This window comes from Ruegeria sp. AD2(2025) (assembly GCF_056542385.1).
In genome coordinates this window covers 86,893-106,323 of record NZ_JBQFZS010000006.1, presented here as the reverse complement: position 1 = coordinate 106,323, position 19,431 = coordinate 86,893, and the positions used below count along the sequence as shown (strand labels likewise).

At 60.2% G+C, this 19,431-nt stretch carries 19 protein-coding genes; 2 read left to right on the top strand and 17 right to left on the bottom strand.

Annotated features, from left to right (window positions below; translation table 11 throughout):
• Positions 1-6: 6 nt before the first annotated feature.
• The 4 genes from ACR1XV_RS13790 to ACR1XV_RS13775 are packed head-to-tail and all read right to left on the bottom strand — an operon-like array spanning position 7 to position 3,592.
• Entirely contained in the window at positions 7-918 is a 912-nt protein-coding gene (locus ACR1XV_RS13790; protein ID WP_480532263.1) for a nucleoside hydrolase, read from the bottom strand.
• A 54-nt stretch (positions 919-972) separates the two neighbouring features.
• On the bottom strand, positions 973-2,310 hold the full coding sequence (locus tag ACR1XV_RS13785; RefSeq protein WP_480532261.1) for a sensor histidine kinase: 1,338 nt from the start codon (positions 2,308-2,310) through the stop codon (positions 973-975).
• Complete coding sequence (locus tag ACR1XV_RS13780; RefSeq protein WP_480532259.1) at positions 2,310-2,969, bottom strand: response regulator transcription factor; 660 nt, start codon at positions 2,967-2,969, stop codon at positions 2,310-2,312. Before ACR1XV_RS13780 ends, ACR1XV_RS13785 begins: the two co-directional genes overlap by 1 nt.
• A gap of 38 nt (positions 2,970-3,007) precedes the next feature.
• On the bottom strand, positions 3,008-3,592 hold the full coding sequence (locus ACR1XV_RS13775; protein WP_480532257.1) for a PepSY domain-containing protein: 585 nt from the start codon (positions 3,590-3,592) through the stop codon (positions 3,008-3,010).
• 207 nt (positions 3,593-3,799) lie between these two features.
• Between ACR1XV_RS13775 and ACR1XV_RS13770 the strand changes: the two genes are divergently transcribed.
• Positions 3,800-4,819, top strand: coding sequence for a hypothetical protein (locus ACR1XV_RS13770; RefSeq protein ID WP_480532255.1), 1,020 nt, complete (start codon positions 3,800-3,802; stop codon positions 4,817-4,819).
• A gap of 247 nt (positions 4,820-5,066) precedes the next feature.
• Here the strand turns inward: ACR1XV_RS13770 and ACR1XV_RS13765 are convergent, their stop codons facing one another.
• From ACR1XV_RS13765 to ACR1XV_RS13755, 3 genes are all read right to left on the bottom strand, one after another.
• Complete coding sequence (locus ACR1XV_RS13765) at positions 5,067-5,255, bottom strand: hypothetical protein (RefSeq protein WP_480532253.1); 189 nt, start codon at positions 5,253-5,255, stop codon at positions 5,067-5,069.
• Positions 5,256-5,489: 234 nt separating this feature from the next.
• A complete protein-coding gene (locus ACR1XV_RS13760) occupies positions 5,490-6,446 on the bottom strand; it encodes a methylenetetrahydrofolate reductase (RefSeq protein ID WP_480532251.1) in 957 nt (318 codons plus the stop codon).
• Position 6,447: 1 nt separating this feature from the next.
• Complete coding sequence (locus ACR1XV_RS13755) at positions 6,448-7,008, bottom strand: methylenetetrahydrofolate reductase C-terminal domain-containing protein (protein ID WP_480532249.1); 561 nt, start codon at positions 7,006-7,008, stop codon at positions 6,448-6,450.
• A gap of 159 nt (positions 7,009-7,167) precedes the next feature.
• Here ACR1XV_RS13755 and ACR1XV_RS13750 point away from each other — a divergent pair, with 159 nt between their 5' ends.
• On the top strand, positions 7,168-7,410 hold the full coding sequence (locus ACR1XV_RS13750) for a hypothetical protein (protein ID WP_480532247.1): 243 nt from the start codon (positions 7,168-7,170) through the stop codon (positions 7,408-7,410).
• Between the two features lie 64 nt (positions 7,411-7,474).
• Here ACR1XV_RS13750 and ACR1XV_RS13745 read toward each other — a convergent pair whose 3' ends face one another.
• The 10 genes from ACR1XV_RS13745 to ACR1XV_RS13700 form a co-directional block, all read right to left on the bottom strand.
• Positions 7,475-8,527 (bottom strand): ketopantoate reductase family protein, encoded by a 1,053-nt coding sequence (locus tag ACR1XV_RS13745; RefSeq protein WP_480532245.1) that lies wholly within the window; start codon positions 8,525-8,527, stop codon positions 7,475-7,477.
• Positions 8,528-8,679: 152 nt separating this feature from the next.
• Positions 8,680-10,194 (bottom strand): tripartite tricarboxylate transporter permease, encoded by a 1,515-nt coding sequence (locus ACR1XV_RS13740; RefSeq protein ID WP_480532243.1) that lies wholly within the window; start codon positions 10,192-10,194, stop codon positions 8,680-8,682.
• A gap of 36 nt (positions 10,195-10,230) precedes the next feature.
• Positions 10,231-10,758, bottom strand: a complete 528-nt coding sequence (locus ACR1XV_RS13735) for a tripartite tricarboxylate transporter TctB family protein (RefSeq protein ID WP_480532241.1) — start codon at positions 10,756-10,758, stop codon at positions 10,231-10,233.
• A gap of 123 nt (positions 10,759-10,881) precedes the next feature.
• The gene (locus ACR1XV_RS13730; RefSeq protein ID WP_480532239.1) at positions 10,882-11,865 is read right to left on the bottom strand and encodes a Bug family tripartite tricarboxylate transporter substrate binding protein; all 984 of its coding nucleotides are present in this window, start codon (positions 11,863-11,865) and stop codon (positions 10,882-10,884) included.
• 144 nt (positions 11,866-12,009) lie between these two features.
• Entirely contained in the window at positions 12,010-12,873 is an 864-nt protein-coding gene (locus ACR1XV_RS13725) for a universal stress protein (RefSeq protein ID WP_480532237.1), read from the bottom strand.
• A 2-nt stretch (positions 12,874-12,875) separates the two neighbouring features.
• Positions 12,876-14,543, bottom strand: a complete 1,668-nt coding sequence (locus tag ACR1XV_RS13720) for a formate--tetrahydrofolate ligase (protein ID WP_480532235.1) — start codon at positions 14,541-14,543, stop codon at positions 12,876-12,878.
• Positions 14,544-14,565: 22 nt separating this feature from the next.
• Complete coding sequence (locus ACR1XV_RS13715; protein WP_480532233.1) at positions 14,566-15,489, bottom strand: methionyl-tRNA formyltransferase; 924 nt, start codon at positions 15,487-15,489, stop codon at positions 14,566-14,568.
• Between the two features lie 57 nt (positions 15,490-15,546).
• The gene (gene frc / locus ACR1XV_RS13710) at positions 15,547-16,821 is read right to left on the bottom strand and encodes a formyl-CoA transferase (RefSeq protein ID WP_480532231.1); all 1,275 of its coding nucleotides are present in this window, start codon (positions 16,819-16,821) and stop codon (positions 15,547-15,549) included.
• A gap of 17 nt (positions 16,822-16,838) precedes the next feature.
• Complete coding sequence (gene oxc, locus ACR1XV_RS13705) at positions 16,839-18,614, bottom strand: oxalyl-CoA decarboxylase (protein WP_480532229.1); 1,776 nt, start codon at positions 18,612-18,614, stop codon at positions 16,839-16,841.
• Positions 18,615-18,673: 59 nt separating this feature from the next.
• Positions 18,674-19,366, bottom strand: coding sequence for a GntR family transcriptional regulator (locus ACR1XV_RS13700; RefSeq protein ID WP_480532227.1), 693 nt, complete (start codon positions 19,364-19,366; stop codon positions 18,674-18,676).
• Positions 19,367-19,431: the final 65 nt, after the last annotated feature.

The following is a 19,431-nucleotide window of genomic DNA, read 5'->3' as shown; positions in this document are numbered from 1 at the left end:
CTGCCGTCAGCCGTTGGTTTTGACATATTGCATGAACCGCGCCTTGACCCCAGCGGCATCAATCCCGACACAAACCGAAACCGGCGGCTTCGTCGCATCCCGCACCGTGTTACCGGCCTGCGCACCGTCCAGAACCACCGTCAGGCCGGTCGTTTCCATCCGGAACAGCTCGGGATGCGTACAGGCGATCAACGCGGTGGAATCGTGCAGCCCGCAGCCGTCTTCGTTGGCAATATCTTTATAGAACTTTAGATAAAACGCGCTGATATCGCGCAAAAATCCACCCGTTCGGGGCGCGGCCTGCGCGATCTCGTCAAAATCGTCCTGGTCGCACAGGGTTTTCAACGTCACGTCCAGCCCGACCAGCACAATTTCAGCGCCCGATGCCAGCACCTCGGCCGCGGCATGGGGGTCGTGGCGGATGTTGGCCTCGGCATGAGGGGTCACATTCCCGGGGCAATCCACCGCCCCGCCCATGATCACAAGCTTGGCGATGTTCGAGACAAACTCGGGATCAAGCCGGATCGCATCCGCAATATTGGTCAACGGCGCAATGGCGCAGACAACCAGTTCGCCCTTGTGCAACCGGGCCTGACGGACCAGAAATTCAGCGGCGGTCTCTGCCACGGGGTGCTTATCGACCTCAAGCCCGACCACATCGCCGAACCCTTCGGGACCGTGCACGGCGGTCGAGGGCGTATAGTCCGGGAAATCATGCGGTTCGGCCGCCCCCTGCGCCACCGGCAGATCGGCACCCAGCATCTCGGACAGATACAGCGCGTTGCGGGTGGCCTGCGACACCAGGACGTTGCCGAATACGGTGGTAAGCCCGATAAGCTCGATATCAGGTGCGGCATGTCCATAGAAGATCGCCATGGCGTCATCCACGCCGGGGTCAGTATCGATGATGATTTTCATAAACGTCGCACCTTTCTGGTTTACGATGCTCTTGATCGCAATATCTGACGGCACTTACCCATTGCCGATAGGGATCACAATCCTGCACTCCAAACCGCCGAGCGTCTGGGAAAAGCCAAGGTCCAACCGGGCACCGTATGCAGCCAACAGGTCGACAGCAATCGCCAGCCCCAATCCGGTGCCGCTGACCGACGTGTCCAGCCGCCCGCCCGAGCGCAACGCCTCGCGGTGGCCATCCTCGGGGATGCCGGGGCCGTCGTCCTCGATCAGAATTTCTATGCCGCTGGTCTTGCGTCTGGCATTCAGGCGGACAGAAGACCGGCACCATTTGACCGCGTTGTCCAACAGATTGCCCAAAACCTCCTCGATGTCCTGCGTGTCCATGCGAACCCAGAGCCCCGCGTCGCGCGCGATATCCAGCGATTTACCGTCACGTTCCGCCATGGTCCGGAACAGCCGGGCCAACCGGTCGATGGAGTTGGATAGATCCGTCCTCGAATGGGTCAATTCCGCCGCGTTCAGCGCCCGCAATCTGGCCAGCGACCGGCCCAGCTGCGCGTCGACCCGGTCCAGCGCTTCCTGAGCGGTAGCTGTTGCGGCTCCGGTCTCAGATAGCGTCGCCAGTTCATTGCGCAGAATGGCAGTCGGGGTCTTCAGCGCGTGCGCCAGATCCGCCGCCTGACGTCGCGAGCCGCTTACGATATCCCTGTTTCTGCGCAACAGGTGTTTCAGATCCTCGACCAGCGGCGAAACTTCACTGGGGTAATCCGCCGGCCTGAGATCTTCATCCCTGTCCCAGCGATGGGCCACATCCTTTCGCAGCCTGCGCAACGGGCCCAGAATGACCGACATCGAGAGCAAGGATCCGGCAACACCGATCAGCCCGACCAAAGCGAAGACCGGCCACAGGCTTTTTTGCGCAACACGGCGCTCGGTGACAAGCTGGGTCTGGCTCTCGGCGACGCTGATCCCCCAAACGGTGCCGTCTTCGTAGGTTATCTTCTGAAAGGCGCTGCGGATCGCCTCATTCTCGGGGCCGCGCGTGTTCCAAAGTGTCTGGCCATCCGGATCGCCCGACGGCTCGGCGATGATCTCGTCGAACAGCGACGCCGACGTGTAGACCTCACCCTCGCTGCTGCTCACCTGCCAGTACCGCCCGGAATACGGGGTCCCATAGGCCGGGTCGAACATCAGATCGCGCAGGGCCTCGGGGTTCTGAGTCGTGACGCTCAGCCCGACCACAAGCTGCGTGTGACGATCCCGAAGCGCGGTGTCGAACCTGTCAGAGACGCGGGCATCGATATACGAGAACACCGCCAAAGTGCCCAAGCCGACCGATAAGGCACCCGATGCGATCCCCCCCAGCAATGCCCGTTGGCGCAGCGACAGCATCAGGGCGAATCTATCATATACCCACGACCCCGAACCGTTGTGATCAGATCGGAACCCAGTTTCTTGCGCAGGCGGGTTATGAAAACGGCAATCGTGTTCGAATCCCGATCTCCGTCATATTCATAGATATGTTCCGACAGCTCGGTCCTTGAAATCATCCGGCCGGCATTATGGGCCAGATAGGTCAGAACTGCGATTTCCTGAGCCGTCAGATCGACCGGGATACCATCGGTCGTGACGCGCCCGTTGCGCGTGTCAAGAACGACATTTCCCATCTCGATAACAGGGTTCAGCTGCCCGCTTTGCCGCCGCAAAATGGCGCGGACCCGTGCTGCCAGTTCGGGCATATGAAACGGCTTGGTCATATAGTCGTCGGCCCCGGCGTCCAGACCATCGACTCGCTCGCTCCAGCCATCGCGGGCCGTCAGGATCAGCACGGGCGTTTTGACCCCGGCGCTACGCCATTCGCGCAGAACGGAAATACCATCCCGTTCCGGAAGTCCTATATCAAGGATGATCATGTCATAAGGCTCGGTCGCGCCCAGATGCAGGGCATCAAGCCCGCTATTGGCCACATCCACCACGCGGCCTTCCGCGTTCAGCAGTTTTTTGATCTGCTCGCAAAGGTGCGGCTCATCTTCTGCCAGCAATACTCTCATACCACAGGACTATAGGCGCGCGGCTGCCGGGTTAACCACTACTTTTTACCGCCGCCATTGCCGCCGGAATTACCACCGCCATTGCCGCCGGAATTTCCGCCACCATTGCCGCCCGAGTTTCCGCCGCCATTGCCACCACCGTTGCCACCCGAGTTTCCACCACCATTACCGCCGGAGTTTCCGCCACCATTGCCACCGGAATTGCCACCGCCGTTGCCGCCACGGTTACCGTTGTTGCCCTTGTTGCTGGATTTACCCTTCGATCCCGCGCTAGCCGAGTTCCCCGGAGCCGAGCGTGCGGCCTCGGATATCTGGCGGCCGATGCTTGACCGGTTTGGGACGACAACTCCGGTCTGGGCGTTCACAATGACACTGATGATCTTTCCATCCGGCTTTTTGACCAGAATCCTATAATAGACCTTGTCGGCCTCGAAGGCGCGCGCGTCGACCGGGGTTCCGCCAAAGGCCTTCTCGACCCCCTTGATGACTTTCTTCAGCCGGATGGCACTTCCCGATGTTGTCGCTTTGCGCAATTCGGACTGCTTGAGCTCACGCGCCGCGGCATCCCCCTCTTCGGGAAGAAGGAAGGCAAGGAGACTCGCAATGATCAACAGCTGTTTCATGGTCGGTACTTTTTACGGCGTAAACGCATCATGAATCTACCGTTTCCAATGTGAACTGGCGATGAACGACCAGTTACGCGTGGGTTCAATGAGCATCGGATTATATCGGGACGTTGGCCCTGATTCCAACACCCGCCCCGCGCCTTCTGATCCTGGTCATGGGCGCACAGACTGAAGAAATTCGCACTCGGATAAACGAGGACCGTTATGAAAACCAAATCCACCAGCCTGCTGAAAGCCTCGGCTATCGCTATCGCCCTGCTGGGCTCGACCGCAATCGTAGGAACCTTCGCATTTCCTGATGTCGCCTACGCCAAGGAAGGAAAAGGAAATGGGGGCGGCAATGGAAACGGTGGAGGAAATGGCGGTGGAAACGGAAATGGGGGCGGAAAAGACGGGGGTGGAAACGGTAAAGGCGGCTCGAGCGCGTCCAAAGGCGAAGCCAAAAAGTCAGCCGGAAAGGCAGGCGGCAAACGGTCGGCCTCGGGTGGGTCGCGTTCGGGTACTTCGAAGAACCGGGGCTTCTCTCTCAAAGATCTTTTTGGGGGCAAGAAAGCCAAAACCAGATCTGCTGAAAAGACAACCGTGGTCCGCAAGGTGGAAAAAACGGTCCGGGTCGACAAATCGGTTCGGCCTACCGTCCGGACAACGGGGAATAGAATGGCCAACCTGCTGGGCGTGCACCCGTCTGAACTGGGCGCGCTGAACGCGGCCAACGCAAGCGAAACCGCACTTCAGAACGCTTCGCCCAATTCACGTGTGGGTCGCATTGCGATCTACCGCGATACCGTCCTCGCCGGAGACGGGTTGCGTGTCGAGCTTGAAGAGGCACAAGCCCTGCTGGACGGCATGACCCCGCCGGAGCGCCTGGTCTCGGAGATCGACGAGGAGCTTGAGGCCGCGCTAACAGATGCCGAGCAAAAGCAGAACACCGTGACCGAGCTTGAGGAAGCACTTGCCGAAGCGGACGAAGCGGACAAGGACGATATTCAGGCACAGCTGGATGAGGCCAATGCCGAACTGCAGGACGCGGTCGATAACGTCGACGGCCTGAATACCGAGCGGCAAGCGGCCCTTGAATATGAGGAAACAGCCGCAGAGGTCGACGACCTGACCAATGCTGTCGAAAATCAGACATTGACCGAGCGTGAAGCGTTGGAAAATGCCGCAAACAAGCCGGTCACCGATGAGGTCGAAGCGGCGGTGAAATCCCTTCTGGGTCTATAGCACCCGAGCTCTTTGCCAACCGCTCACGGAGGCAAGGAGAGCCGGGTCGGCCATGCGTCAACTGCGCTGCATGGCTGGCCCGGCTTCTTTTTTGCCCGGGGGTCGGGCGACGTCGTTTCGACGCTTGGCGGCGGATCCTGACAGGACGGTTCAACAAGAGAAAAGCCCGCTCCGAACCGGAGCGGGCTTCGGGTTTCCCCGGGCAGGACGATGAGGCCCGGGAAAATCTGGCCACCGTGATGTGAGGTCAGGTGCCCTTTTTTGCCTCTTTGAGTCGCTTATTGTTGATAATTTCAGTCAGTGCATTTTCGATAGGAGGGAAGCGACCACTGCTCGAATCCGTGGTGTTATTATGATCGGTGCGCAGAGCGGCACCCGAGGATCGCATCGCTGCGGGACTGTGTTGCGGTGCAACCTCGATGGCAGTCTTGATCATGCTGTTCCCCTTCCGACAGACCGGGCATTTCACTTTTTCCGATCCTATGGATACCAATATGCGTGATGGCGGTTGAACACGCAGCGAATACATTGTTCATGTTCTGTTAATGTTGTTGCGCTGCCGAAAACAAAGAAAGAGCGCGCCAACCTTCCAGTTCCGGAAGCACCATTTTTGTGATTCTGTCAGGAACTTCCAGCGCGCGGCCCTGCGGCGCACAATCAGGCACCGGAGTTAGTCGGATTTACGCACAGCAGACCCCGCCCTGTGTCGCAGCACCCCCGAGCGCTGCACGATCTCGGACACCATGTTTTCGCGCCGATAGGCCATGACATGCAGTCCAGCAACGCCTTCGATCGACATGATCTCCTGCATCAGCTCGATGCAGATCGCCTTGCCTTCTTCCTCGGGGTTTTTCGCTTGCTCAAGACGGGTGATCAGCGGCTCAGGGATGTGAATGCCGGGAACACGGGTCTTCATCCACCGCGCGACCCGGGCGGAAACCAACGGGCCGGTCCCGGGCAAAATGAACAATCTCTGATCCAGACCCAGATCGCGAACACGGCGCATGAACGCGCGGAAGCGGGGGATGTCGAACACATGGTTGGTCTGAATGAAATCTGCCCCGGCGTCGGCCTTCTTCAGTAACCTGTCGGGGCGCCATTCCAATGGGTCGACACAAGGGTTTTCGACCGCGCCCAGAAACAGACGCGGCGGGTGGGCGATCTTGCGCCCTGACAGAAAACACCCGTCATCGCGCATCCCCCGCAGAGTACGCAGCAATGAGATCGAATCGAGGTCAAACACAGGCTTGGCCCCGGGCTGGTCGCCCACCGCCACCCCGTCCCCCGATAGGCACAGGATATTCCGCACGCCCAGGGCCGCCGCGCCCAGGACATCGCCCTGAATGGCAATGCGGTTGCGGTCGCGGCACGACACCTGCATCACCGCCTCATACCCGGCCTTGTTCAGCAGCGCGGAAATCCCCAGCGACGACATATGGCAGTTCGCGCCCGACGCGTCCGTCGCATTGATCGCATCGGCAACCTCGGCCAGCGGGCGTGCGGCCTCGAACACCTCTTGAGGGTCGGCGCTGTCGGGCGGGTTCAGCTCGGCGGTAATCGCAAACCGGCCCGAACGCAGCACTCGCTCGAGACGGCTGTCGGGGTGGTTGGGGGCGGGGTCCGACACGCTAGGCCTCGTCTTCCGGTTCTTGCGCCAGCGGGGTCGTCGTCGGCTCCTGTCGGCGGGCGCCAGGGAAAAGCTGTGCCAGCGTTGTGCGCGGGCGGTCCTGGGTCACCCGCAGGTTCGCCGCCTTTTCGCGCGAGGCCCGCAGCCAGGCCGAACTGCCCTGTAAAGAATGGTCCACCGGCGGCAGGACTGTCTGAATCTGGCGGCCATTGCGCATCCGCACCGCACCGTCCCAGGCCAGAACCCAGACGCATTTCATCGCCGGTTTAACCTCGCAATAGCCACCGGGACGAACGCCACCGCAAGGCCCGTTGCGCAGCGTTTTGGGGCAGTTCATCGGGCAGGACATCCCGGTCGAGGATAGCACGCATTGCCCGCACATCCGACAATCGAACAGCAGCGATTTGGTGAGGCGCTCTACCGGCGCTACCACGCGTTCCATGCGGTGATACCCCACCCTGCGAAACAGCGGGTCCAGCGCCACCATCAGCGATTCGAGACGCAGGTAAACCCACTCGAACGAGCGGGCGTAGCGGTTGGTGATCAGGCGGGCTCGGTACATCGTTTCTCTCTGGTCGGGGCAAGGGTATGCCCATTTAGGTGCCCGGTCCATGTGTTATGCGCCCAGTGCAATGCGGCAATGCAGAAACGGAAATACTTATCCCGGTCCCAGAAGGCTACTTGGTCTGTGGTACCTATGAAACCTGACGGAGCTATGATCATGGCACATCACCCGGAAGCCGGTCTCAGAGCGTCTTTTGCGACAAACTTTGCATCCGCGGCGCTCGCCCCGCTGCGTGTCGTCGATCGCTGCCTGCAATCCGTCATCGCTGCCAATCGCTTGGGCAAAGAGCTTGAGAACGCTTTGCACGCCAATCAGGACAAGCTGAACGACATGGGCGTTTCGCGCGACGAGGTCGTGCAGCATGTGGCGCAGCGCTCGGCCAATTTCCGCGCGCTCTGAACCCGATACAGTTCATGTTCTAAAAGGCGGCCTCCGGGGCCGCTTTGTTGTTTGCTGCATCGCATCAGGCTGTGGTTTTCCGGTTTGACGCCAGACGCGCATCAACCGTATCGGTGACAGCCCGAAGGTCAGACGTCGACAGACCGAACTGATCGGCGATCAGGTTGACCAGCATATCCACCCGTTCAATCCGGTCCGCGCCGCCGTCGATCGCGCGGGCCGCAGACGAAGGTTTAAGCAGACCTTTGGCCGCGTTTGCGTATTTATCAAACGACACCTTGTCTTCAGGATTTGCCCCCAGATGGGCGACGATGCGGTTCACGGTCTCATAGATGCTTTCCGACAGGCCAATGTCGTCATAAACCGCCTCTTTGATCGGGCGGACCCCATGGGGCAGCACACAGCGGTAATTTCCGGTTAGCAACATGCTCCATTTGGCAAAAGGTACGAACAGTGAATCGAAAACCCGCAGCTTCACCGGCACCTCGTTTCCATCGACCCGGACCGCGTCGATAGCCGCCTCAAGGTCTTTCAGGATGGCATTATGGGCGTCCTGCTCAAACGGGGCCGCCTTGAAATTGGTGGGAAGACCGACATGCAGCGTATTCGCCCCCTCCTCGGGCACACGATAGGCCTGCGGGTCGGGGCTGCACAGTGTTACATTTCCGGGCTCGAAACCGCCCCAGACCTCGGGGCAGGAAAAGCAGGAGTTCAGCTTGCCGGCGTCCAGCCCCCCAATGCGGCGCAGGAAAGGCAGCGGCGGCATGTTCATGATCGACAAACAGGGCCTCTTGGCCGCCGCGATCCGGCTCAGCAACACGCTGATGGCAGCGTTGCAATACTGCGGCTCGGACATGGCGAGGGCGACCAAATCACATTCTTCTGGATTGACCTGTTCGGGGGTCCTGGCGTCCAGCTTGCCCGGCCGATCACCCGATCTAAACGCGCGGTGCTGATCTTCACCCCGCAGCTTGATCCGGACATCCGTCCCTTCTGCGTTGATCAGATCGGCGGTGGCCTGACGACAGACAAGCGTCACGTCCTGGCCCGCCATCAACAGCTTGGCCCCTAACAAAGACCCGTATGAGGCCCCGAGGATTACGATCTTATATGCCATTTCAATGCCCCCAAGTCTTATACCACCAATGAGATCAACCGTCAGCTTCACCCGCAGAGGATCAGATCATCGGATAGCGGACCAACGGAAACCGAAGCAGCGGCACACCTGCTACAAAAGCCGGGCCCGTCCGCGTGTGATGGCTGCGCGGCTCAGGTCGCCTCGGCCGCTCTGCGTTTCTTGATCATCTTCGAGATCATCGGATAGCTGACCAGACCCACCGCGATCAGAATGCAGACCAGCGAGATCGGGCGCTCGAGAAAGGTCATCGGATCGCCCTGGCTGGAGATCAGCGACTGGCGCATCGAGCGCTCGGTCAATGGGCCCAGAACGATGGCCAGGACCGCAGGCGCGACCGGATAGTTCAGCTTACGCAGCAGATAGCCCGCGATCCCCAAACCCAACATCAGATAGGTGTCGAACATCCGGTCGGTGGTGGCAAAGACGCCGACAACGCAGAGAATGAAGATGATGGGGGCCAGAACGCTGAACGGCATCGCCAGAACGCGGATGAAGATCGGAATCAGGGCGATGTTCAGCACAACGGTCATGAAATTCGCCACATACATCGAGCCGATCAGACCCCAGACGAAATCCGGACTTTCGGTGAACAACAGCGGGCCCGGGCGCAAGCCCCAGATGATCATGCCTCCCAACAGGATGGCCGTCGTGGGTGATCCCGGGATACCCAGCGTGATCATCGGCAGCATCGACCCGGTCGACGCGGCATTATTTGCCGCCTCGGGCGCGGCTACACCGGACACGTTGCCTTTGCCGAAGGTATCACCGTCCTTCGAGAAGGTCTTGGCCAGACCATAAGACATCAGTGACGCCGGGGTGGCCCCCGCAGCCGGAAGAGTGCCGACAAAGAACCCCAGAACTGAACCAACCAGCGAAACCGGCAGGTACTTTTTCATTTGCGCCAGATTGTTGATGATCTTCCTGAAGCCGACCTCGACCTTGTGCATCTGAATCTTGCCCTTAGTGTGCTCCAGCGTCCAGATCATCTCACCGATGCCATAGATACCGATGGCCAGCACCAGAAACGGAATGCCGCGCTGAAATTCCACCAGACCGCCAAAGATCAGGCGCGGTTGCCCCGAGATGATGTCAAAGCCCACAGCCGCCAGCACCAGACCGACGAGGATCGAAAAGATGGTTTTGGGGATGTCGTCGCCGCCGAGCCCGATAAAGGTCGCAAAGGCCAGTAGCATCAGCGCAAATTCCTCCTGCGGGCCGAACTTCAGGGCAAAGGCGGCAAGCGGCGGGGCGAAGCCGGTGAACAGGACAACTGAGATGGTGCCGCCGATGAACGAGGCGATTGCCGCCGCCATCAGCGCCTGATCCGCCCGGCCCGCCTGAGCCATGGGCCGTCCGTCGAACACCGTAGCCACCGCGGTCGAAGCGCCCGGAATGCCCAGCGTGATCGAGCTGACCGCCCCGCCATACATGGCACCATAATAAAGCGCTGCCAGAAAGATGATCGCAGCGGTGGGCGGCACCAGGAAGGTGACGGGCAACAGAATGGCGACGCCGTTGACAGAGCCCAGACCCGGCATGGCACCGATGAACAACCCGGCAAAACAGCCCAGAAAGATCATCATCAGGTTAAGCGGCTCGAATGACTGGAGTAATCCGGCACCAAGCAAGCTGATTATGGAGTCCATGAGCGTGTTCCCTGTTGGATGGCTGGCGGATCGGCGCTACGACATGATCGCGTAGCGGAAATCGTCGATATGCAGGAAGATGTTCTCGAAGAAGGGCCAGCCGCGCGGCAGGTATTTGTTCAGCGCGACCTCAAAAAGCATGTAGATGGCCACAGGCATTCCGAACACCACGGCCAGCGTCAGCCCCCAGCCATGCCGCCCGATGCCCTTCACATAGAACAACAGGAACAGCATCATCGAAAAGTAAAGGCCAATGATATTGGTCAGCACCAGCAGAAAGAAGATGGCTGCAACCGTGATCCCCACCATAAAGACCGTCTCGGGGTCGATATAAGGGTCTTCGTTGCGGGATTCCGGTGTCACCCCCCGGAACCAGCGAACAATCGTCCAGAGCGATGTCAGCGCCATACCAGCCGACAGCCAGAACGGCCACATGCCAGCACCGGGGCCTCTTCCCTCGACCCAGCCGATGGTGAGATCGTCGCTCAGGACGTTCCACATCAGGCCGAAGGAGGCCAGAAGCAAGACCACCCCCATGATCAATTCCGCTGTACGAACAGTCATGTTTTTCCTCCGCGCCCGGACTGCTGCCATCTGCAAAGCCGTTGCACTGCATCGCCGTGGCGCAATCGGGCCCTATCCCGTTACGTCCCCGGGCGGTCGATCCACCCGGAGAAGAAGGTCGCTTTATTTCGAGGTGATGGCGTCAGCGCCAACCGTTTCGATCAGCTCGACGTGACGTTTAAGCTGCGCATTGTGGAAATCGGCCAGTTCGTCGCCCGCAATCCATTCGTTGCAGGTCAAACCGTCGGATGCGCAATAATCCTGCCATTCCTGCGAGTTGAATAGTTCTTCGAACAGGTTCTGGTACCAGGCAATCGCCTCGGGATCCATTCCGGCCGGGCCAGAGATCGAACGCTGCATATAATACTCGATGTCCAGACCCAGCTCTTTGGCGGTGGGCACGTCCTCGAACGGAGGGGTGCGTTCGCCGTTGAACTGGACCAGCGGTTTCGAGTTGCCCGCACGCCAGAACTCCATCTGCTCGGACGGGTTGTTCACGGTCGAGTCGATCTGGTTGCCGACAAGGTTCTTCGCCACCGTGCCACCACCCGGAAACGGGATATAGGTCACGTTATAACCAAGTTCCTTTTCCATCATGGCCGTCAGGATCGAATCCTCCTGACCCGAGCCGGTGCCGCCAACCTTCCAGGTTCCATCCGCGCCCTGAACGGTCGCAACATAGCTGTCGAGGTCAGTGATATCTTCGCGGTCGGTGTTGACCCACAGCAGGAACGTGTCCATCGCCATACGCCCGATCGGGGCGAAGGTGGTGACGTCGATCTCAAGTTCTTCCTGAATGATCGGCGTGGTGTAGAAGCTGTTCAGGGCAACCAGCAAAGTGTGGTTGTCGCCTTCCTTGCCCTTGATATAGGACAGTGCCTCTGCACCCGAACCACCCGGTTTATTGATCGGGATAAACGGTCTGGGGCTCAACTCTTTCTTCTGGATCAGACCCTGCAGCAGGCGCGCGATCTGATCTGCGCCACCGCCGGTTCCGGCCATGATGATGAATTCGACCGGCTTGCGCGGCTGCCATTCGGCCATCGCAGCGGGCGCGGTAAGCGCCAAGGCGGCGGCTGTCATCGTCAGAGTTTTCCAAATCTTCATCTTTTCCTCCCTAGGTACGGTCATGATTGGTTTTCTTCGGTACGTGATCCCGATGGTCTGAGGGCCCTCCTCCCGAGATGGCCGCCGAACACCGGAATGCGTTACGTAATGTGCTTCATCCTCCTTCTTCATTCGCCCTGAGGCTCAGTGAACCATGACAACGGGTATCTTCGCTTCGGATACGATAGTCGCCGAGTTGCCACCCAGCAGGGATTCCCGTTCATAACTTTCGTGATACGCGCCCATGATCAGCATATCGGCCCCAACATCGCTGCATTTGCTCAACAGCTGGCGGCCCACATTGCCCTTCACGGCAAACTGAACCACATCCGAGGCGACGCCGCGGTGCATCAGATAGTCCCGGAACTCTTCTCCGGTGGCGGCGTGTTCGGACTGGCCGCCGGTCAGAACCGTGACCCTTTCGGCGTTTTCGATCAGCGGCATCGCCATGGCAACGGCCCGCGACGCCTCGAGCGATCCGTTCCAGCCAATGGCCACGTGGCGACCCAGATCCGCCGCCACCTTGGTTGAGGGTGGACAGACCAGCACCGGGCGACCCGACGAAAACAGGGCCGATTTCAGCGTGTTGAACCCAAGGTCTTCTTCCTTGCTGGGCTTTGGCACGCAGATCAGATCGGACAGACGGCCGTAATGACGCACCGCACTGACCTGTTTGCCCTTGTATTCATAGAACTTGGCCGTGGGCTTGTTCAATTCGGGGCCCTGTTCGCAGACCCCGTGTTTTGCGGCATCCGCCGAAAATTTCTCGTGCACAAAGCTTTCTTCGGTATCCGCGCTTCGCTGCGTAGCGGCCTCGATCTGCTTGCGCAGAAATCTCGGGATCACCACGCCATACGGCATCATGTCTTCGGCCTTAGGATGACAGTGCACGACCTTGATATGCGCGCTGAACCGCTTGGCCAGCGCCGCGGCGTGGGCAAAAAGCACAGGCCCCCTGCCGTCGCCACGCACGGGCATCATGATGGTATGGAGCGTGCTGCTGGTCATGATCAGAACAACCCGTCGATCAGGCCATCATCATTGATGCAGATCGCCTCGGCCGAGGGCACCTTGGGCAGGCCCGGCATGGTCATGATCTCACCGCAGATGACCACAATGAACCCCGCCCCCGCCGACAGGCGCACCTCGCGCACCGGCAGGCTGTGGCCTGTGGGCGCGCCGCGGCGGTTGGGATCGGTGGTAAAGGAATACTGCGTCTTGGCCATGCAGACCGGCAGATCCCCATATCCCTGTTCTTCCCAATCCTTCAGCTGCTTGCGGATCTTGCCGTCGGCCAACACCTCATCTGCGCGATAGATCCGCTTGGCGATGGTCTCGATCTTCTCGAACAGAGGCATGGCATCGGGATAAAGCGGCGCGTATTGCGCGGTACCGCTCTCCACGATCTCGACGACCTTGCGGGCCAGATCGGACGTTCCCTTCGAGCCCTCGGCCCAGTGCTTGCACAGCACCGCCTCGGACCCCTGGCTGGCCACATAGTCCCGGATTGCCTGAACCTCGGCATCGGTGTCGGTGACAAAGTGGTTGATGGCGACCACGGTCGGTACGCCGAATTGCTTGAGGTTCTCGATATGGCGACCCAGGTTGGGGCAGCCATCCTTGACGGCGGCAACATTCTCGGGCCCGAGATCGGCCTTGGCGACGCCGCCGTTCATCTTCATCGCGCGGACCGTCGCGACGATCACCACCGCCTCGGGCTTCAAACCCGCCTTGCGGCACTTGATATCCATGAACTTCTCGGCGCCAAGATCGGCACCAAAACCGGCCTCGGTCACCACGTAATCAGCCAGTTTCAGCGCCGTGGTGGTCGCCACGACCGAGTTACAGCCATGTGCGATGTTGGCGAACGGACCCCCATGCACAAAGGCGGGATTGTTTTCCAGCGTCTGCACCAGATTGGGCTGCATCGCCTGCTGCAGCAGAACGGTCATCGCACCGTCCGCCTTGATGTCGCGGGCATAGACCGGCGAGCGGTCGCGGCGATAGGCTACGATGATGTCGCCCAGACGTTTTTCCAGATCGGCCAGATCGGTCGCCAGACACAGGATGGCCATCACCTCGGACGCGACGGTGATGTCAAAGCCGGCTTCGCGCGGGAACCCGTTGGCGACACCGCCAAGGTTACACACGATCTGACGCAGCGCGCGGTCGTTCATATCCATCACGCGGCGATAGGCGACGCGGCGGATATCGATGTCCTGCTCGTTGCCCCAGTAGATGTGGTTGTCCAGCATCGCCGCCAGCAGGTTATGGGCGCTGGTGATGGCGTGGAAATCACCGGTGAAGTGAAGGTTCATATCCTCCATCGGCACAACCTGCGCATAGCCGCCGCCCGCAGCCCCACCCTTCATGCCAAAGCATGGGCCAAGCGATGCCTCGCGGATGCAGATCGCGGCGTTTTTGCCGATCGCGTTCAGCCCATCGCCCAGACCAACGGTGGTGGTCGTCTTGCCCTCACCCGCCGGGGTCGGGTTTATCGCGGTCACCAGAATCAGATGGCCGTCTTTCTTGCCCGCCAGCGACTTGATGAACGCTTCGGATACCTTCGCCTTGTCATGGCCAAACGGCAGCAGGTGCTCGCTGGGGATGTTGAGCTTTGCGCCGATCTCCTGAATCGGTTTCTTATTCGCGGCGCGGGCAATTTCGATATCAGACATGGGATTTTCCAAAGTTGCTAGGTTACAATGACTTGCCAAGCGTAGTACCGGGTTCCAGCCCAATGGACGCCGCCCATTCCGAGGCCGCAATTTTGCCCTGCCCCGCCGGGCGGACACGTTTGATCAGGATGCGACCACCGACACACTGGACCGAGACGCCCTCGTCGGTGATCTCGCGCACCCGCCCCGAAATGCCGTCACCGGGCACCAGGGCACAGTCGAACACCCCCAGCTCGGCGCCATCCAGCGTTGTCCACGCCCCCGGAGCCGGATTGGTGCCGCGGATCAGGTCATAGACCTGTCTGACCGGACGATTCCATTCGATGCGCGCATGGATCTTGGTACAGCGTCGTTCATAGGTCGCCCGGCTTTCATCGGGAACGATGTGCGGCGGGTTGCCCTTGCGATAGAGGTCACAGACAGTCAGGACACTGTCGACCGCATGGGGGTAAATCTTCTTGAAATACAGGTCGATGACGGTGTCATCCGGCCCGATCTCGCATTCCCATTGCAGCAGGCTGTCGCCTTCGTCCAGGCCGTCGGACGGGTAAAACCAGGAATAGCCCGATTTGGTCGCACCCATGATGATCGGCCAGTTTACTGCCGAAGGTCCGCGGTGCAGCGGCAGCAGCGAAGGGTGAAAGCAGATCGACCCGTGGGTCGGCGTATCCCGCGCCGCTTCGGGCACGAAGACATTCACGAAGGCCATGACCATCAGATCGGCATCGAAACCGGCCAGCCGGTCCAGAGTGTCCTGATCATCGAAATTGGCGGGCTGGTGGACCGGCAGACCCTTTTCCAGCGCGAACTCCTTGATCGGGTCGACCGGTTTGCCATCCCTGTCGGGCTCACAATAGACAGCGACGACTTCGTCAGTGCCTGCTTCCAAGAGCCGGGCAAGCACATCCTTCCCGAATGCCTGCTGCCCCATCACGATCAAACGCATCTTTTCCTCCCTTTGAGCGGCGCGCCGCCTCCTCGCGGCGCAACCGTCAAAACCTTCTTATTCGGCGGCCTCCTTGTTCACCTTGCCGACGGCGCCGGACTCGATGACACGGGCCAGGTCTTCGCCGTCATAGCCAAGAACCTGTTGCAGGATTTCGCTGGTATGCTCGCCCAAAAGGGGCGAACGGGTGACCTCGACCGGGCTTTCCGACAGTTTGATCGGGCAGCCGACGGTGGTGTAACGGCCACGCTCGGGGTGATCGACATCGACGATGGTGCCAGTGGCGCGCAACCCTTCATCTTCCATGATCTCTTTGGTCGACAGGATCGGACCAACCGGGATATCCAGCGGGTTGCAGATATCCATGACCTCATATTTGGTCTTGGTCATGGTCCACTGTTCGACACGTTCGAAAATCTCCTCAAGCTTGTCGAGCCGCTCGGGCGGGGTGGCATACCCTTCCTTGGTCTTCCACTCGGGCGCGCCGATGACATCGCAGACCTTCTCCCACACCGCGGCTTGGGTGATGAAATAGGTATAAGCGTTCGGGTCGGTTTCCCAGCCCTTGCACTTGAGAATGCGACCCGGCTGACCCCCGCCCGAGTCATTGCCCGCGCGCGGTGTCGCCTCGCCGAATGCGATACCCGCCCCATATTGCGAATATTCCTTGAGCGGCCCGGCGGCCAAAAGCTGCTGATCGCGCAGCTTGACGCGGCACAGATTGACCACGCCATCCTGCATCGGTGCCAGAACCTTTTGTCCCTTGCCGGTCCGCGCCGCCTGATACAGCGCGGTGACGATACCCAGCGCCAGATGCAGGCCCGTGCCGCTGTCACCGATCTGCGCGCCGGTTACGGTAGGCGGGCCATCAAGGAACCCGGTGGTCGAGGCCGCGCCGCCCGCACATTGCGCGACGTTTTCATAGACCTTGCAATCCTCATATTTGCCGGGACCGAACCCCTTGACCGAGGCCAGGATCATCTTGGGGTTGATTTCCTGAATCCGCTCCCACGTAAAACCCATGCGATCCAGCGCGCCCGGTGCAAAGTTCTCGACCATCACGTCGCATTCCTGGATCAGGCGGGTCAGAACTTCTTTGCCGGTCTCATGTTTCGAGTTCAGTTCGATCGACCGCTTGTTGTGGTTCAGCATGGTGAAATAAAGCGAATCCGCGCCCGGCACATCCACCAGTTGCTTGCGCGTGGCGTCGCCAACGCCCGGGCGTTCCACCTTGATCACATCCGCCCCGAACCAGGCCAGAAGCTGCGTGCAAGTCGGGCCGGATTGCACATGGGTGAAGTCGAGAATCTTTACACCGTCAAGAGCTTTCATTTCCTATCCCTCCCGATTTACTTGATCTGGCGCGCCTGCGGGTAACGCTGTTGCGCCACCACCGAGGACGGATTCAGATTGCCGATATTGCCGCTTTCCTTGCCCGCAGCCGGGTCGATCACCGCGTTGATCAGGGTTGGCTTGCGGCTAGCGAATGCTGCATCCACCGCCTGTTTCAGATCGTCGGGCGAGGTCACATGGACGCCCACGCCGCCAAAGGCCTGCATCATCATGTCATAACGCGAACCCGCAACGAACACGGTGGTGGCCGGGTCCTCGCCGCCCGACCAGTTTTCACCATCGCCGCGATAGACGCCATTGTTGTTCATGATCACGATGCAAACCGGCAGGTTGTAGCGGCAGATGGTTTCAACCTCCATCCCACTGAAACCAAAGGCGCTGTCGCCTTCGATGGCCAGAACCTGATTGCCGGTCTCGACCGCAGCAGCCACCGCGCTGCCCATGCCAATGCCCATAACCCCCCAGGTACCCACATCCAGACGGCTGCGCGGTTTGTGGATATCGACGATCGAACGCGCCTGATCCAGCGCATTCGCACCTTCGTTCACCAGGATCGTGTCGGGATTTTCGGCAATGCACCGTTTCAACGCTCCCAACGCGCCCTGATAGTTCATCGGGACATTGTTGTTCTGCAGACGTGGTGCCATCTTGGCCACGTTCGCTTCGACCTTGGCGCGTACCGCGCCGGTCCACTCTTCGGGCGCTTTGGCCCAGTTGTCGCCCATGGCTTCCACCAACGCGGTCGCACAACTTTCGATGTCACCGATCAGCGGCGCCGAGATTTTCTGGTTCGAATCCATCTCGGTCGGCTCAATGTCGATCTGGACAAACGTCTTTGACCCCTTCTCACCCCAGGCCTTGCCCTGACCGTGGCTTAGCAGCCAGTTCAGCCGGGCCCCGACAAGGAATACGCAATCCGATTCCTTCAACACCAGCGACCGCGCCGCCGAGGCACACAGCGGGTGCGTGTCAGGCAACAGCCCCTTGGCCATCGACATGGGCAGGTAGGGAATCCCCAGTTTTTCAACCAGTTCGCGGATCTTGTCATCGCACTGCGCGTAAGCCGCGCCCTTGCCGATGATCATCAGCGGTTTTTCCGCCGATTTCAGCACTTCGATGGCGCGCGACACCGCATCCGGGCCGGGCACCGAGGCGGGCGACGGGTCGACAACCTCGATCAGCGATTTCTGACCTTCGACCGCATCCATCACCTGACCCAGCAGCGCACCGGGGATATCCAGATACACGCCGCCGGGGCGCCCGGTCAGCGCCGCGCGGATGGCGCGGGCCACGCCCAGGCCGATATCTTCCGCGTGCAGGATGCGGTAGGCCGCCTTGGCATGGGGCCGCGCGATGGCTAGCTGGTCCATCTCTTCATAGTCGCCCCTCTGGAGATCGACGATTTCACGCTCGGACGAGCCCGAGATCAGGATCATCGGCCAGCAATTCGTGGTTGCATGGGCCAGCGCAGTCAGGCCGTTCAGGAACCCCGGGGCCGAAACGGTCATGCAGACACCGGGCTTCTTGGTCAGAAAACCGGCAGCGGCGGCGGCGTAGCCCGCGTTCTGTTCATGGCGAAACGACAGCACCCGCATCCCCTGCGCCTGCGCATAACGGCCCAGATCGGTGATCGGAATGCCCGGCACGTTATAGATCGTCTGGATGCCATTGAGCTTGAGCGCGTCGATGAGCAAATGAAACCCATCCGTCAGGCTTTCAGAAGCAGCTTCCGCCTCGGTTGTCGACGAACTTGTTGCGGTGGCTACAGCCATTTCCTTCCTCCAGTGTCAATTCGCGCCGACGGAAGGGCCCGGCTCGGGGCCCTTTGCGGCTAAGCTGTGTTGCTGTTGAGTTCGAGCCTCGTCCAGGTTTTGCGAATGTGCTCATACAGACGCATGGTGTGTTCCCGGACGCGCAGGGCCGCCTCATCGGGGTCGCGCGCTTCGAGCGCTTCGATGATTTCCGCATGATCCACCACCGAGCGCTTTACCCGATCGTCTTCGCCCATGGCCCGGAACCGGACCGCGTGCATATGCAGGAACAGGCCCTCGGCCATGGTTTTCAAAAGCGAACAATGCGAAATCTCGAGAATGCGCAGATGAAACCGCAGATTATCGTCGGAATATTCCGCGATCCGCGTCGCCGACAGCGTATCGTTGTATTTCGAGGCGATCTTGCGCAGCGAGGCGATCTCGCTGTCCGTCGCAACCTCTGCGGCCAGCCGTGCCGCCATGGATTCCAGTGCAGCCCAGGCCACGATCATTTCCAGAATCTCGGCCAGGCTCTTGCGCTGCACGTAGACGCCCTTTCTGGGAACCACGCTCACAAGGCCGTCTGCTTCGAGCCGGGCAATGGCATCGCGCAGGGGTGTTCTGGAGATGTTGAGCTGTTCGGCCAACGAACGCTCGTCCAGCCTGAGATCTGCATCTGCACTATAGATGTCCATCTCGGTTATCGCTTCCCGAAGCCGTTCGTAGACGTGGTCTTTCAGCGTGAAGTTTGTCGCGATCGGTCGCAGCTTCATTACGGTCTCCTGAGTGCCAGCGATCGGCGGCGGTTCAGCTGATATAGTGGTATACCATAGACCAG